The 14,438-nt window shown below is 65.7% G+C and carries 11 protein-coding genes; 6 read left to right on the plus strand and 5 right to left on the minus strand.

Annotated elements, in window-relative coordinates:
• Positions 1–53: 53 nt before the first annotated feature.
• The 4 genes from ACYOEI_RS12195 to ACYOEI_RS12210 all read left to right on the plus strand — a co-directional run bounded on the left by ACYOEI_RS12195 (position 54) and on the right by ACYOEI_RS12210 (position 5,570).
• Entirely contained in the window at positions 54–458 is a 405-nt protein-coding gene (locus tag ACYOEI_RS12195; RefSeq protein WP_462849801.1) for a hypothetical protein, read from the plus strand.
• 299 nt (positions 459–757) lie between these two features.
• Positions 758–3,949, plus strand: a complete 3,192-nt coding sequence (locus ACYOEI_RS12200; protein ID WP_462849802.1) for an efflux RND transporter permease subunit — start codon at positions 758–760, stop codon at positions 3,947–3,949.
• Positions 3,950–4,089: 140 nt separating this feature from the next.
• Positions 4,090–4,614 carry a 3-hydroxyacyl-ACP dehydratase FabZ family protein gene (locus tag ACYOEI_RS12205; RefSeq protein WP_462849803.1) on the plus strand — a complete coding sequence of 175 codons (525 nt, stop codon included), beginning with the start codon at positions 4,090–4,092 and terminating at the stop codon, positions 4,612–4,614.
• A gap of 203 nt (positions 4,615–4,817) precedes the next feature.
• Positions 4,818–5,570: a creatininase family protein gene (locus tag ACYOEI_RS12210; RefSeq protein ID WP_462849804.1), complete on the plus strand. Its 753-nt coding sequence runs from the start codon at positions 4,818–4,820 to the stop codon at positions 5,568–5,570.
• A gap of 12 nt (positions 5,571–5,582) precedes the next feature.
• On the opposite strand, the gene ACYOEI_RS12215 is transcribed toward ACYOEI_RS12210, so the two are convergent.
• The 5 genes from ACYOEI_RS12215 to ACYOEI_RS12235 form a co-directional block, all read right to left on the minus strand.
• Positions 5,583–6,263, minus strand: coding sequence for a hypothetical protein (locus tag ACYOEI_RS12215; protein WP_462849805.1), 681 nt, complete (start codon positions 6,261–6,263; stop codon positions 5,583–5,585).
• A 77-nt stretch (positions 6,264–6,340) separates the two neighbouring features.
• Positions 6,341–7,951 carry a TolC family protein gene (locus ACYOEI_RS12220; RefSeq protein ID WP_462849806.1) on the minus strand — a complete coding sequence of 537 codons (1,611 nt, stop codon included), beginning with the start codon at positions 7,949–7,951 and terminating at the stop codon, positions 6,341–6,343.
• A 629-nt stretch (positions 7,952–8,580) separates the two neighbouring features.
• On the minus strand, positions 8,581–11,166 hold the full coding sequence (lon, locus tag ACYOEI_RS12225; RefSeq protein WP_462849807.1) for an endopeptidase La: 2,586 nt from the start codon (positions 11,164–11,166) through the stop codon (positions 8,581–8,583).
• Positions 11,167–11,328: 162 nt separating this feature from the next.
• Entirely contained in the window at positions 11,329–11,655 is a 327-nt protein-coding gene (locus ACYOEI_RS12230; RefSeq protein ID WP_462849808.1) for a hypothetical protein, read from the minus strand.
• 122 nt (positions 11,656–11,777) lie between these two features.
• Positions 11,778–12,491, minus strand: a complete 714-nt coding sequence (locus tag ACYOEI_RS12235) for a site-2 protease family protein (protein WP_462849809.1) — start codon at positions 12,489–12,491, stop codon at positions 11,778–11,780.
• A 215-nt stretch (positions 12,492–12,706) separates the two neighbouring features.
• Here ACYOEI_RS12235 and ACYOEI_RS12240 point away from each other — a divergent pair, with 215 nt between their 5' ends.
• Positions 12,707–13,438: a phytanoyl-CoA dioxygenase family protein gene (locus ACYOEI_RS12240; RefSeq protein WP_462849810.1), complete on the plus strand. Its 732-nt coding sequence runs from the start codon at positions 12,707–12,709 to the stop codon at positions 13,436–13,438.
• Positions 13,435–14,280 carry a diaminopimelate epimerase gene (gene dapF, locus ACYOEI_RS12245; protein WP_462849811.1) on the plus strand — a complete coding sequence of 282 codons (846 nt, stop codon included), beginning with the start codon at positions 13,435–13,437 and terminating at the stop codon, positions 14,278–14,280. Before ACYOEI_RS12240 ends, dapF begins: the two co-directional genes overlap by 4 nt.
• Positions 14,281–14,438 lie beyond the last annotated feature (158 nt).

Consider the following 14,438-nt stretch of genomic DNA (forward strand, 5'->3'; position numbering starts at 1 on the left):
TCCGGGCCTCATCCTCGAGGCCCGGGCCAATGGACGTTCGGTTTCGGGACGACATGACGAGCGCTCTCCTGAGAGTTGCGTTGACCCTCGCCGTGCTGGCGATCCTCGGCCAGGCCGAGGCGTCATCGCTTGCGCCCGAAATTCAGGTCGGCGCTTCGAAGTCTTCTCCCGCCATTCGACTCCATCGGCCGACGAAACCCAGCCGCCCTGCCCTCAACTCCAAGGTGGTCTGCCTGCTCGACGACGAGGTCGAGGTGCCCGACGAGCAGGAAGATGACGAGCCGGACGAGGATGGGATCGCGATCTCCCACAAGCGGTCGTCCCCGAAACCGATCGCGTTGGAAACCCCGCCGAGCTTCCTCCTCTCCGTCCCCTCCCCCGGCCTCCCCTCCGTGCCGAACGTCCTTTCCCGACCGCAACGAGACCGGTTCCTGCGATTCTGCCGGCTCCTGATCTAAGCCATTCGCGCCGACGATTTCGTCTCCTCGAAGCCGACCGCTGTGGTCGACCTCTAATCGGGGTGGGCCTGCGCGGCTCCTGAAAGTGTTCTCGTCGACCCATACCTGTCTCGGCCCATCACTCGTCCTTTCGCGGTCGAGGCCGGGACGGTTTCAAGGGTTCGACACAGGCACGTCAGGAGCACTATGAGGCTCGAAGTGAGCTAACCCCCAGGTGTGGGAGACGAATCGCGGTGCCTTCGGTGTGCGGTAGCGGCATCGGACATTCTCTTCGGTTCGAGGGGGTTCGTCTTCCCATCATGTTTGACAAGCTCATCGACGTCTCGCTGCGGAATCGCCCGATGGTCCTCCTGGGAGTCATCGCGCTGTTGGGGACCGGCCTGTATTCGCTCGGCGAACTGCCGATCGACGCCGTGCCCGACATCACCAACGTCCAGGTCATGGCCCTCACCAATGCGCCGGCCCTCGGGCCGGAAGAGGTCGAGAGGTTCATCACGGTCCCGGTCGAGAACGCGATGAATGGCATCCCCGACGTCCGGGAGGTCCGCTCGTTCTCGCAGTTCGGGATCTCGGGAGTGACCGTGATCTTCGCCGAGGGGACCGACATTTATTGGGCCCGGCAACAGGTCGGCGAGCGCTTGGCCAAGGCCCGCGACGAGATCCGGCCCGAGTTCGGCGTCCCCGAGATGGGGCCGATCGCCAGCGGGCTCGGCGAGGTCTTGCAGTTCGAGGTCCGCAACACGCCGACGGCGAAGGTGCGTCGGTCCCTGATGGATCTCCGCACGAACCTCGATTGGGAGGTGGCCCGGCCGCTCAAGAGCGTCCCCGGCGTGGTCGAGGTCAACGCGTTCGGCGGCGAGTTGAAAACGTACGAGGTCCGCGTCGACCCCCAGAAGCTCATGGCGCGGGGGATCGCGATGAGTCGGGTCTTCGACGCCATCCGCCGCAATAACGGAAACTCGGGCGGAGGATACCTCGAGAACAACGGCGAACAGCGCGTCATTCGGACGGTCGGCCTGATCAACGACCTCGACGAGCTGGGGGACATCCTCCTCGAGACGACCCGAGACGGGGCGCCGATCCACGTCCGAGACATCGGCGAGGTCCGCTTCGCACCGATGCTCCGACATGGGGCGGTCACCCTCGGCGGGCGGGGCGAGGCGGCCACGGCGACCGTCCTCATGCTCATGGGCGAAAACTCCCGACTCGTGGTCGACCGGATCAAGGCCAAGCTCGTCGAGATCCAGGCGGGGCTCCCCGAAGGGGTCGAGATCGAGGTGTTTTACGACCGCAGCACGCTGATCGAGAAGACGATCGGGACGGTCGAGCATAACCTGGCCGAGGGGGGGATCCTCGTCGTCGTCGTATTGCTCGTGCTCCTGGGGAACCTGCGGGCAGGACTGATCGTGGCGTTGGCAATCCCGCTCTCGATGCTCTTCGCGGGCAACCTGATGCTGTCGTTCGGGATCGCAGGGAGCCTGATGAGCCTCGGGGCCATCGATTTCGGGCTCGTTGTTGACAGCGCCGTCATCGTGATCGAGAACTGCGTCAGTCGACTCGCCCATGCAAACCCATCAGAGAATGCCGTGGACGTCGTCCGTCGCGCGACGCTCGAGGTGCGCAAGCCGGTCGTCTTCGGCGTGGCGATCATCACGATGGTCCACCTGCCGATCCTCGCCCTCGAAGGGGTGGAGGGGAAGATGTTCCGGCCGATGGCGCTCACGGTCATCTTCGCCCTTACGGGGTCGCTGCTGCTCTCGCTGACCGCGACGCCCGTCTTAGCGTCCTACCTTCTGCGTGCAGGACTCTCCGAACGAGAGACCTGGCCGATCCGGCTCGCGAAGCGGATCTACGAGCCGATCCTCGGGCTTGCGTTGCGAAGGCCGGTCGCGATCACCCTGGCGGCCGTGGCGGGGTTCGCGGCGTGCCTGCCCATCGCCCTCTCGCTCGGGGGCGAGTTCATCCCGAAGCTCGACGAGGGGGATCTCGTCGTCGTCCTGGTCCGGCCCCCGTCCGCGTCGCTCTCGGAGGGGATCGGCGACACGACGCGGTTCGAAAAAGCGTTGCTCGACACGTTCCCTTCCGAGGTTCGCGAGGTCGTCAGCCGCACCGGCCGCCCCGAGATCGGGATCGACCCGGCCGGGGTCAACCTGACCGACGTCTTCGTCTTCCTCCGTCCCCCCGAGAAATGGACCAAGGTTCACTCGAAAGATGAGCTGATCCTCGCGATCGAGACTCTCGGCGGACGGATCCTCCCCGGAACATTCCTGGCGTTCACCCAGCCGATCGAGCTCCGATTCAACGACCTGCTCGCGGGAGTGCGTGCCGACGTCGGGTTGAGCCTCTTCGGCGACGACTTGCAAGTCCTCCAGGAACGGGCGAATCGCCTCGCCGAGCTCCTACGCAAGGTCCCCGGTGCGAGCGAGGTGAAGGCGCAGGTCCTCAACGGGCTCCCGTTCCTCCAGATCGACGTCGACCGGGACCGGATCGATCGCTATGGGATCGACGCCTCCGAGGTGCTCGACCTCGGCGATGCACTCGGCGGCAAGGTTGTCGGCCAGGTCGTGGAAGGTGAGCGACGATTCGCGCTCCAGGTCCGGATCGCCCCCGAGGCCCGGAAGGACGCGGAGGCGATCCGGAAGCTCCGCGTCACCGACCCGCAGGGGAGGCAGATCGCCGTCGAGGATGTGGCCGACATCAAGCAGGTCGACGGCGTGTACGAGATCTGGCGCAAGGACCGCCGACGACGCGTCATGATCCAGTGCAACGTGCGCGGACGGGACCTCGCGAGCTTCGTCGCCGAGGCCCAGCGCCGGGTCGTCGCCGAGGTCCCGCTGCCCCGAGGCTACACCCTCGAGTGGGGGGGGACCTTCGAGAATCTCCGTTCCGCGACCGAGCGGTTGACCGTCGTCGTGCCGATCGCCCTCGCCCTGATCTTCCTCCTGCTTTATGCGACGTTCGGGTCCGCGAAGTTGGGACTGTTGATCTTCCTCTCCGTCCCGCTCGGGGCGATCGGGGGGATCCTCGCACTCTGGCTCCGAGGCCTGAATTTCAGCATCTCGGCGGGGATCGGGTTCATCGCCCTCTCGGGAGTCGCGGTGCTCGACGGACTTGTCCTCGTCACCGCGATCCGGCACCTCGTCGAGCGCGGGACCGAGGTCAAAGCCGCGGTGCTCGAAGCCTCGATGGCCCGGCTCCGGCCGATCCTCATGACGGGGCTCGTCGCCAGCCTCGGGTTCGTGCCGATGGCCGTCTCCGCCGGGGCCGGCGCGGAGGTCCAACGTCCCCTGGCGACCGTCGTCATCGGCGGCCTGGTCACGAGCACACTCCTGAAGCTCATCGTGCTGCCGGCAGTCTACGGCTGGTTCGATCCCGGCGTCCCTAACCCGCTCCTCCAAGCTTCGAGCGGAAGACGGCACGAAGACGAGCCGGAGCCCGAAGACGAGCCGGAGCCCGAAGGAGACTTGCCGGGCGCGAGGATCACCTCATAACCTTTGTTTCAGGATGTCTGCCGACACCTATTGATTGGGGCATGAGTCTCTCGAGCTAAAATCGAGGGCCGGTGCGTCGAGGGGCTCGCTCCTTCGCCGAACGATAGACATGTCAGGCTTTGCCATTCGGGAGTCGACCGATGCCACCACCCGCCATAATCGATCCGAATCTGATCGCAACGTCGAGCGTTCTCTTCGGGGCGGAGGAAATACGCCGTTGCAATCCGCAGCGGCTCGAAATGGAGCAGCTCACGGCCATCGTCTACCTCGACCGCGAGTCCCACGTGGTCGCCGGGTACCGGGATGTGCGGCCCGACGAGTTCTGGATCCGTGGGCACATGCCGGATTTCCCACTGATGCCCGGCGTCCTCATCTGCGAGGCCGCGGCGCAGCTCTGCGGCTTCTACACCCAACTCGTCAACCCGCTCCCGCACGGCTTCCTCGGCTTCGGAGGGATGGACGACGTGCGATTCCTCAGACCCGTCCGGCCCGGCGACCGGCTCCTGCTGGCCGGGAAGGCCGAGCGGATTCGCACGCGACAGTGCGTCTTCGACGCTCAGGGTTTTGTCGGGACCGCCATGGCCTTCTACGCGAGGATCATCGGGATCCCTGTCTCGCAGGCAACGGGCGACGAGAGCGGGACGATGGACGAGGATCGCGCCTGAGGGTGCCCGATCACGACGCATCAAAGTCGATCCAGAGCCTGGGCGGATCGCGGTGGCCGAAGCCCAAATCGGGCGGCGAAGGCCCGAGGACGTGTCGTGCGACGTCCTTTGGGGATAGACTGGGCGAGGTCCGGACTGTCCGCGTCGCGTCGAGGACTGTCGCGGTCGATCGATGTCAACGAAACTCTCGGGGAGACTTGCCGGTGCTGCTACAGGAGATGACTTGGCCCGCCGTGGGGGCGCTTTCGAAGAACACCCCCGTCGTCGTCCCGATCGCGGCGGTCGAGCAACACGGCGGTCACCTGCCCGTCTTCACCGACAGTATGCTGCTCGGCGAGGTGGTGCGACGCGCGTCGGAATCGCTCGGCGACCGGGTCGTCTGGGCCCCCCTGCTCTGGCTGGGCAACTCCCACCACCACCTCGACTTCGCCGGGACGCTCTCCGCGTCTCCCCGGACCTATCTCGACCTCCTCGAGGACCTGGTCGAGAACCTGATCACGCACGGCTTCCGTCGCATCGTCCTGCTCAACGGACACGGCGGAAACATCGTCCCGTCGCAGCAGGCGATCTTCGAAGTCCGCCAGCGTCATCGGACCCGCGACGACATGCTCCTGCTCGCGGCGACCTACTGGACGCTCGGCGTTCCGGGCGGCCCGAGCGAGGCCGGGCTCGTCCAGGATCGGATGGGGCACGCCTGCGAGTGGGAAACGTCGATGATCCTCCGGATCGCCCCGAATCTCGTCGGCGACCTCTCGTCGGTCGAGCCCGTTTCTCAGGGCGAGCCCTTCGAACCGGCCTCCCGGGCCTGGGTGACCCAGGATCGCAGCCCCGTCGGACACATCGGTGACCCCGGCCAGGCGACCGCGGAGAAGGGTGAGGCGCTTTTCCAACGCTTCTCCTCCGACGTCGTCGCCTTCCTCGAACGCATGACGATGTGGGACGGCGAATCCTGGTGAGAACGGCCGAGGTCAGCTTCGGTTGCCGACCGAGGCGAGATTGCTGAAGATCCCGCTCGCGTTGACCTGCCCCTGGATGACGATCGAGGCTCGTCCCGATCGCTTCCCGCCGGTGAGGTAGCGGATGTCGAGCGTCCCCTGCCCTTGCCCGAACCCGCCTCCATTGGTGTAGAGGCCGCCGCTCGACGAGTCGACCGTCCAGGTGTAGTGGGTCGGGAGGGATCCCGACCCATCGGGCACCGAAGTCAGGTCGAGGATCAGCGTGCTACCGGAAGTCGCGGCGTTCCTCGGGATCAACGTCGCAACCCCGGTCGCGGGCTGCGTCGGATCCTTGGGCACGAAGAACCGCATCTGGAGATCCAGGTGCAACGACTGGTTCGAACCTCCCGACGCCAGGACGTATCCCTGGAGCTTCTGGTCGGTGTACGCCCCGGGTGCGATGCCGTAGGAGCCCGTGGCCTTGGCGACATAGGCCTGGCGCCGCAAGGTCTGGGCCGTCGGCTGGCCCGTGGAGTTCTCGGCGCCGGCAGTCGCGAGCGCCGAGACGGCCGCGGCATTCGCCGAGGCGACGGCCCGACCGTGCTGGCCCATGTAGATAGGGACCACGGACAGCAGATCTCGCCCCTCGAGCCATTCGAGTTGGAAGCCGCGCCTTCGCTTCGCGGAGCCCCGCGACCGTTCCGAAGGACTCATGGTCGGATTCTCTCCTTGGCGTGTGGAAACCGGCCCGCGACTCGTGCCGGCGCGGTGCGGGGGGAGACTTGCTTGCCTCACGGCAGGACGCGCGTTCCGACCGCGGTGTTCAGGTCGAGCATCGCCCGACGGTGACGCACGAGGGCGTCCCGGAAGCGCCGGACGACCTCGTTGTAGTCCTTCTGGGCATCGAGATAGTCGAGGATGTTCGTCTCTCCCCCCTTGTAGCGCGAGAAGGCCGTGTTGCGGACCCGCCGCGAGGCGGGGACGACTTCCTTCTCATACTCGATGACGCTGTTGCGACTCAGGTCGAACTCGCGCACCGCCTCCTCGACGTCGTACTCGACCTGGCGCTGGAGGTTGGCCAGCTCGTACTCGGTCTGGGTGACGTTGAGCTTCGAACGCTGGATGTTCCCCTGGTTCCAGTTGTAGATCGGGATCGAGACCGTCGCGCCGAACGCATAGGAGTACGCGCTCTTGAGCCCGAGGGGCGAGTTGTTCTGGAGCGTATAGGGCTGATACAGGAGGTAGACGTCCGAGAATCGGTTGGCATACGCGAGGTTGACGTCCGCCTTCGCTCTGTGGACGCCCAGGCGATATCCCGCGAGGTCGGGCCGCAGCTCCATGCCCATCCGGACGAGCTCGGGTTCGGGGAGCGGGAGCGCGCGGACGTCGCGGAGGATCGCGTTGACCTGGAGCGAATCCGTCTCGTTCCGGGGCATGTCCAGGAGTAATCCGAGCGTGCGGGTCGACTTCTTGTACGCCTGGCTCGCCTCGCGGAGTTGGAGCTGGGCCTGCTCGAGCTGGGCGACGGCGGCGTCCACGTCGGAGGGCTTGACGAACCCCCCCTTGAGGAGCTGCTGGGTCGCGTCGCGCAGCTTCTGGATGCCGACGACGTACTGCTCGCTGTACCTCAGCGTTTCGCGGGCGGCGACGACGTCGACGAAGCCGGTGTAGAGGTTGTCGATCTGGAGCCGGATGGCGTCCTGGAACTGCGCCTCGGTGACCCGCTTGGCGGCCTCGGCCGCGTGGATCCGCGCCCTGCGCTTCCGCCAGACGTCGATCGGGTACGTGATGTTCACGTCATACTGCGTCTGGCCGCCGGGCCGCTGGTTCGAGTAGTGGCCGTAGGGGACGAGCTGGCTGTCGGCGTAGAAGATCGGGTTGTTGCGGAGGCTGGCCGTCAGGGCGTCGGCCTCGGCCATCGGGATCTCGAACCGGAGGGCGATCAGGTTCAGGTTGCGCTCGAGCAGGCGCTGGATCGCTCCGTCGAGGGTCAGGCCTCCCGCCGGGCCCGCGTTCTCGGGCTTGTCGGTTTCCTCGAGCTCGCCATAGGGGGGTACAGGGGCGGGCTCGAGGACCCGTGGCTTGAAGCGAACACCTTGCTGGACAACGGATGGTGGGGGGGCACCGACCTGGTTCAAGGGGACTCGCGTCACCGACGGACCAGGACGACCGCCGAACATGCTGTCCTGGGTCGTGACCGGGGTCACGTCGGAGGCCGACGTTCCCGAGGAACCGATCGCGGGCCCGAGCGTCCCACGGGAGGCCGACGCGCCAGGCGGCTCCTCCACATCAACTTGCGGCCCCTGGGCTTGTGCCGAGGAGACGAATCCAAGCAGGATCACGACGGTCAGTCGCCCTGCGAGTCTCCAGGTCACGGCTGGCGGCCGTTTTTTCACGTCCATGGCCGGACGACCTCCTGTCGTCGGTTCGGTCGGCTGGGAGCTTCCCACAAACCCCTCGTCGTGGAGAAACCCCGCTACCCACCAGACTTCGTCTCATCACTACGTCATATCGGCTCTTTCTCTCGACCCCTTGAACTCCTTGGCTTGCCTGGCTTGCGTGGATTCTCGTCGATGTGCTATTTGACACGGTGGCCTGGAAGGATAAATTGCGCCTGATTTGCCTGGGTGTGCGTCGACATTACCTATAGAGAAATGTTAGGAATAATTCGTGTTGAGTCAGGGCATGGAAATGCAAAAATCGTCAATGTAAAGATTGATTTCACATGATCGTTAATTTGTTTGAATCATAAAGGCGTGCGATAGCTCGCCAGTCTCCTCGGCTCGCTGGAGCGCTCCGCACCTAGCGTGCACCAGGGCTTGTCGAAGCGGGGACGTGCCGTTCCCTCCTCATCCTGGTGGGGCAGGAGTGCCCCACCGACCCTGCGAACTCCGCGAATCGCCGGTAAGGCGGGGCACTGCTGCCCCGCATTCGTGGGCGATCCATCCGGGGACCGCTTTAATCCTGGAAGGGGAAGAGGAGTGTTCCCTCGCCCCGGCTCGATTCGGCGAGCCGGGGCGTGGGCGAAGGATCAGACCGAGCGGGGCCGGCGGGTCGGCTTCGGGTCGGCGTCGGCCTTACGGCCCTGCGGGGGAGAGGGCAGGATCCGAGCGGGGTTCGAGGCCTTGCCGCGGGACGGCGTGGCCTTGGTCTTCTTCTGCGAGGCCTCGGGGAAGAGCCGGGGCACGACGTCGTCGAGGGTGTCGATCGTGTGGAACGTCATGTCGGCCTTCACTTCGGGCGGGAGCTCGACGAGGTCCTTCTCGTTGTGGCGAGGGATCAGGACCGTCTGGATCCCGGCGCGGCGGGCGGCGAGGATCTTTTCGCGGACGCCCCCCACCGGGAGGACTCGCCCCGTCAGGGTCAGCTCGCCCGTCATCGCGAGGTTCTGGTGGATCGCCTTGTCACGAAAGAGGCTCATGAGCGCCGCGGCGATCGCCACGCCCGCCGAAGGGCCGTCCTTGGGGACCGCACCGGCCGGGACGTGGATGTGCACGTCGGTCTTGTTGAACCAGGAGGCGTCGATCGCGAGCGGCTTCGCGTGGCTGCGAAGGTAGCTCAGGGCCGCCTGGGCGCTCTCACGCATCGACTCGCCGAGCAGGCCGGTCAGGGTCAGGGCCCCCTTGCCGGGCATCGCGGTCGCTTCGATGAACAGGATCTCTCCACCGGTCGGCGTCCAGGCCAAGCCCGTGGCGACGCCGGGGGTCCCGGTCCGGTCGGCAACCTCGCGGAAGAACCTCGGCGGCCCGAGCGCTTCCGGGACGTGGGTCGTCGTGACCGATGTCGAGGCCTTCTGGCCCTCGGCATGCTTCCGCGCGACCTTCCGGCAGATCGAGGCGACCTCGCGTTCGAGGTTCCGCAGGCCGGCTTCGCGAGTATAGTCGGCGATGATCTTGCGAACGGCATCGTCTTCGAACGCGACGTCCTTGGCCGAGAGACCGTGGGCTTCGAGCTGCTTCGGGATGATGTACTTCTGCGCGATGAGGGTCTTCTCTTCCTCGCTGTAGCCGGGGAGTTGGAGGACTTCCATCCGGTCCAGAAGCGGGGCGGGGATCGTCTCGAGCATGTTCGCGGTCGCGATGAACATCACCTTCGAGAGGTCGAAGTCGACGTCGAGGTAGTGGTCGCGGAACGTCGAGTTCTGCTCGGGGTCGAGGACTTCGAGGAGCGCCGCGGAGGGGTCTCCGCGGAAGTCGGCGCCGAGCTTGTCGACCTCGTCGAGCATGAAGACCGGGTTGTTCGTCGCCGCCTTGCGGACGCCCTGGATGATCCGGCCGGGCATCGCGGCGACATACGTCCGCCGGTGGCCTCGGATTTCGGCCTCGTCGTGGACGCCGCCCAGACTGATCCGGACGAACTCACGCCCCAGGGCTCGGGCGATACTCTTGCCGAGCGAGGTCTTCCCCGTGCCGGGAGGGCCCGCGAAGCAGAGGATCGGGCCCTTCATGTCCTTCTTGAGCTTGCGGACGGCGAGGTACTCGAGGATCCGCTCCTTGATCTTCTCGAGATCGTAGTGGTCGGTGTCGAGGACCTTCTTCGCGCGCCTGAGGTCCAGGCGATCGCGGCTGGACTTCGCCCAGGGGAGCACGGCGAGCCAGTCGAGGTAGGTCCGGACGATCGAGTACTCGGCCGAGCTCGGGTGCATCCCGGCGAGGCGTTCCATCTCGCGTTCCGCCTCGCGGAGCACGTCCTCGGGGGGCTTCGCGCCCTTGATCCGCTTCCAAAGCTCGTCGAGCTCGGGGTTCTCTCCGTCCCCCTCGCCCAGCTCTTCCTGGATCGCCTTGATCTGCTGGCGGAGGAAATGGTCGCGTTGGGCCTTGGTGATCTCGGAGCCGACCTGTTCCTGAATCTTGCTCGACAGCTCGAGCACGGCGAGCTGCCGGGAGAGGAACTGGCCGAGCCTCTCGAGGCGCGCCCGGACGTTGATCTCGCCGAGGAGCTTTTGCTTTTCCTCGATCGAGAACGGCAGGCTCGACCCGAGCAGGTCCGCGAGCCGGCCCGGCTCTCGCGTGTTCATCGCCGCGACCTGGAGCTCTTCGGGGACCTGCTGGCTCTGGTCGACCATCCGCTGGAAGAGGCGATTGACGTGGTGGACGAGCGCGTCGAGCTCGACCCCTTCTTCCACGACGTCTTCGCAGGGTTCGATCCGCCCGACGAGGTAAGGCTGGGTCGGGTCGACCTCGAGCAAACGTGCGCGGAAGAGTCCCTGACAGACGATCCGGGTCGAGCCATCGGGGAACTTCAGCATCTTCAGGACCGACCCGACGCAGACCGTCGGGTAGAGGTCGTCCATCCCCGGCTCTTCGGTGTCCGGGTGGCGTTGGGTGACCAGTCCGATCATCTTGTCGCCGATGAGGACCTCGTCGATCAGCCGGATCCCGCCGGGACGATTCACGACGAGCGGGACGACGGTCTGGGGGAAGACGACGTCGGATCGCAGTGGCAGCAACGGGAGCCGCTCGGGCACCGGGGTGGTCGCCTCTTCGGCTCGATCGGGAAGGACCAGGACCCGGCCGGTCGCGGCGGCCTCCGCGGCCGACTCTGCCACCGGGGGCGTCGAGGCCGACGTCGCTCGTTCGGTACTCTCGGGACGTGACTTCTTCTTCTTGGAACTCATAGAAATTATCTTACCCGAAATGAGCCTCGGCCGGCATCGACTGCCCCGGGGACCATCCCGTCCGTAGTCGTTGAGATGATCGTCACTTTGGATTGTTCACCAACGCCCACGTGAAGGGAAGGGCTCACCCCACGGCCCCCGACCGATTGGCCTAAGAGTCTGTCACCGAAGGCATTCCACCAGGTAGTTCCGGATCCGTTGTCGCTGGCTCGACTCGAGCTCCCCCGACCATTTCAGCTCCAGGATCCGTCCCCGATGCCAGGTCCCGAAGACCGAAAATCGCCCGAGGTTCGCCAGGTCGCGCCGGCAGAACTCTTGTATCTCGAACGCTTTAGTCCGTGGGATCCGGCCCTCGATTCTGACCCGTCCCGGGCCCTCGGATCGGATCGTGAAGTCGGCGCCAAACCCACGGAGGTGTCCAAATAGATGCCTCCACGCGGCCACGATGGCGGGCATCCATGCACGTTGTTGCCCGAACGTCTCGGTCATGGGGTGCTTCGCCACTCGAGGATCGATCTTCGCGGTCTCTCGCCGGTTTTCTGAAGAGCCCGGGCGAGGGATTTCGACAGGAGCCCGAAGCGAACCTTCGGACCCCCTTCCCCTCGGCCAGCTCAGCGTTTCCACCAGTCGGCGTCGTCCGGCTCGCTGCCGTATCTCGACGACTGGTAGTGGGCCTGGAGGACCTGATAGTTCATGAAGCCGAAGTAGACGAACCAGATCCCCAACCCGATCTGTTGATGGTTGAAGGCGAAGACCGCCAGCCCTCCCGCCGTGAGCAACGCGACGACATGGGCCCATCGCGTCCCGTTCCGGCGATTGAACATCAACAGGATGACTTCGAGCATCCTCCCACCGTCGAGCGGCCAGATGGGGAATAAGTTGACGATTCCCCAAAAAAGATTGATGGTAATCAGGGTCATCAGGAATCGATGTCCGGCTTCTGACGTGATTGAGTGGCCGGCGACGACTTCGACCACGAGGGCGAGCACGGCCAATAGGAATCCCGCACCGGGGCCGGCGAAGAGGACGGCGAGCTTTTGCCAGGGGCCTTGTCGTTCGAGATCACAGAGGCAGTATCCCCCCATCCCATAGAGCACGATCTCGGTGGGACGATAGCCCAGGACCCTGGACATCAGGCCATGGCCGAACTCATGGACGAGGATCGAGAGGAAGGCGGCGGCGACGAAGATGAGCATCGCCCTGAGATCGGTGTCCTGACCGCTCAGGAGGACCATGATGAGCCAGAAGAGGGGATGGACGCGCACCGGGATGCCGAGTAAGCGAAAGTTCAGGTCATAAGCGGTCGGCGAGGCCATACCCAACATGCGGCACCTCGGGCGGGGAAGATCAGAAGAGACGACCCGTCCAGAGTAGACCCTCGGGCCTTGGAGAGACAAGACCGTTGCGGCGAAAGCGTTTCCGTCGTCATGGAGGGGCGGGATTCCGTTGCACGACGACGGATCGTCGTGTTATCGTTCGAAGGTTTTCCGTGGCGATCAAGGGCCTTTGAAGTCGAGGTCCGTCGTGCGAGGAAGGCAGGGTGTCTCCGTTGGATTGGGGCAGGAGCCTCGAACAGGACGGGTACGCGATCGTCCCTGACGTCATCGACCCCGACCTCGTCGAGGTCCTCGGCGAGGCCATCGACGCGATCCGGCCTGGTTCGATGGCCATGGACCGAGGCGGACGAGTCTACGCTCTGCGGGACCTCCTCCGCGAAGTCCCCTCGACCCGTACACTCGCCAACTCGGAACCTGTCCTCGATTTGGCCAGACGAGTCCTCGGCCCGAAGGCGTTCGTGGTCCGTGGCCTCCTCTTCGACAAGACCCCCGAGGCGAACTGGTTGGTCCCCTGGCATCAGGATCTGACGATCGCGGTCGAGCGTCGGACGGACGCGCCTGGCTACGGCCCGTGGACCGTGAAGGGGGGAATTCCTCACGTCCGGCCACCGATCGAAGTGCTCGAGCGCATGGTGACGTTGCGGGTCCAGCTCGACGACAGCGACCTCGCGCTAGGGCCGCTCCGCGTGATCCCCGGATCACACTTCGGGGGGCGATTGGGCGCGGAGGCGACCCGAGAGTGGCTGGATCGCGTTTCGCCCGAATCCTGCCTCGTGCCCAAGGGGGGTGTCCTCGTCATGAGGCCCCTGATCCTCCACGCCTCGTCCCCCGCCGACGCCCCGGGGCGCCGGCGGGTCATCCATCTCGAGTTCGCCGCCGATCCCTTGCCCGGGGACGTCCAGTGGTTTGAAAGCGGAGCCTTGCGAGTCCCATGAAATTCACGAAGATGCACGGCCTCGGGAACGACTACGTCTACGTCAACACGTTCGAGCAACGCGAACCCGACGACCCCTCGGCCCTGGCCAGGGCGGTCAGCGACCGCCATTTCGGGATCGGCTCCGACGGCCTGATCCTGATCGGCCCGTCGACTTCGGCCGACGCCCGCATGCGGATGTTCAACGCGGATGGCTCCGAGTCCGAGATGTGCGGCAACGGCATCCGTTGCGTCGCGAAATACATCCACGACCACGACATCGCCAGGCGCAGTCGAGTCACGGTCGAAACCGGCCGAGGCATCCTGACGCTCGACCTGGAGGTCGACGGTGGCGAAGCCCGACGCGTCCGCGTCGACATGGGGCCGCCGATCCTGAACTCGGCCGAGATCCCCACGACCCTCCCCGGCGACCCGCCGATCAACGTCCCGCTCGAGGTCGATGGGCGAAAACTGCTGGTGACGGCCGTCTCGACGGGCAATCCCCACGCGATCGTTTATGTCGACGATGTCGCGAACTTTCCGGTCGAGTCGATCGGTCCCCTTCTCGAACGTCATCCCACCTTCCCCAGGCGCGTGAACGTCCACTTCGTCGAGGTGGTCGGGCCGGCCGAAGTCCGGATGCGGACCTGGGAGCGGGGATCCGGAATCACCCTGGCCTGCGGGACGGGAGCGTGCTCCGTGTGCGTGGCGGGGGTCCTCACGGGGAAGACCGGCCGAAAGATCCTCGCCCACCTTCCCGGCGGCGACCTCGAGCTCGAGTGGCCAGGAGACGGGGAGTCGGTGTTCATGACGGGGCCGGCCACCGAGGTCTATTCGGGAACCTGGGGCGAGACGATCGCCTAGGGCCCAGCCTTTGCGAGAGTTGAAAGGTCGTCGCGACGGGTCCCCTCCCCCTTCGCGGCGACGGCGCGGTCCACCTCGTTGGAGTGCTCGACACCTCGACCTCGTGGACATTGTCTTTGCCGGCATTGACGAGCCGGCACCAGTTCATGGTAACCGGC

The organism is Singulisphaera rosea, from assembly GCF_054877945.1.

Coding starts and splice junctions, on each gene's coding strand:
- ACYOEI_RS12215 (WP_462849805.1), bottom strand. CDS start 6,263: ATGAGTCCTTCGGAACGGTCGCGGGGCTCCGCGAAGCGAAGGCGCGGC.
- ACYOEI_RS12195 (WP_462849801.1), top strand. CDS start 54: ATGACGAGCGCTCTCCTGAGAGTTGCGTTGACCCTCGCCGTGCTGGCG.
- ACYOEI_RS12200 (WP_462849802.1), top strand. CDS start 758: ATGTTTGACAAGCTCATCGACGTCTCGCTGCGGAATCGCCCGATGGTC.
- ACYOEI_RS12205 (WP_462849803.1), top strand. CDS start 4,090: ATGCCACCACCCGCCATAATCGATCCGAATCTGATCGCAACGTCGAGC.
- ACYOEI_RS12230 (WP_462849808.1), bottom strand. CDS start 11,655: ATGACCGAGACGTTCGGGCAACAACGTGCATGGATGCCCGCCATCGTG.
- lon (WP_462849807.1), bottom strand. CDS start 11,166: ATGAGTTCCAAGAAGAAGAAGTCACGTCCCGAGAGTACCGAACGAGCG.
- dapF (WP_462849811.1), top strand. CDS start 13,435: ATGAAATTCACGAAGATGCACGGCCTCGGGAACGACTACGTCTACGTC.
- ACYOEI_RS12235 (WP_462849809.1), bottom strand. CDS start 12,491: ATGTTGGGTATGGCCTCGCCGACCGCTTATGACCTGAACTTTCGCTTA.
- ACYOEI_RS12220 (WP_462849806.1), bottom strand. CDS start 7,951: ATGGACGTGAAAAAACGGCCGCCAGCCGTGACCTGGAGACTCGCAGGG.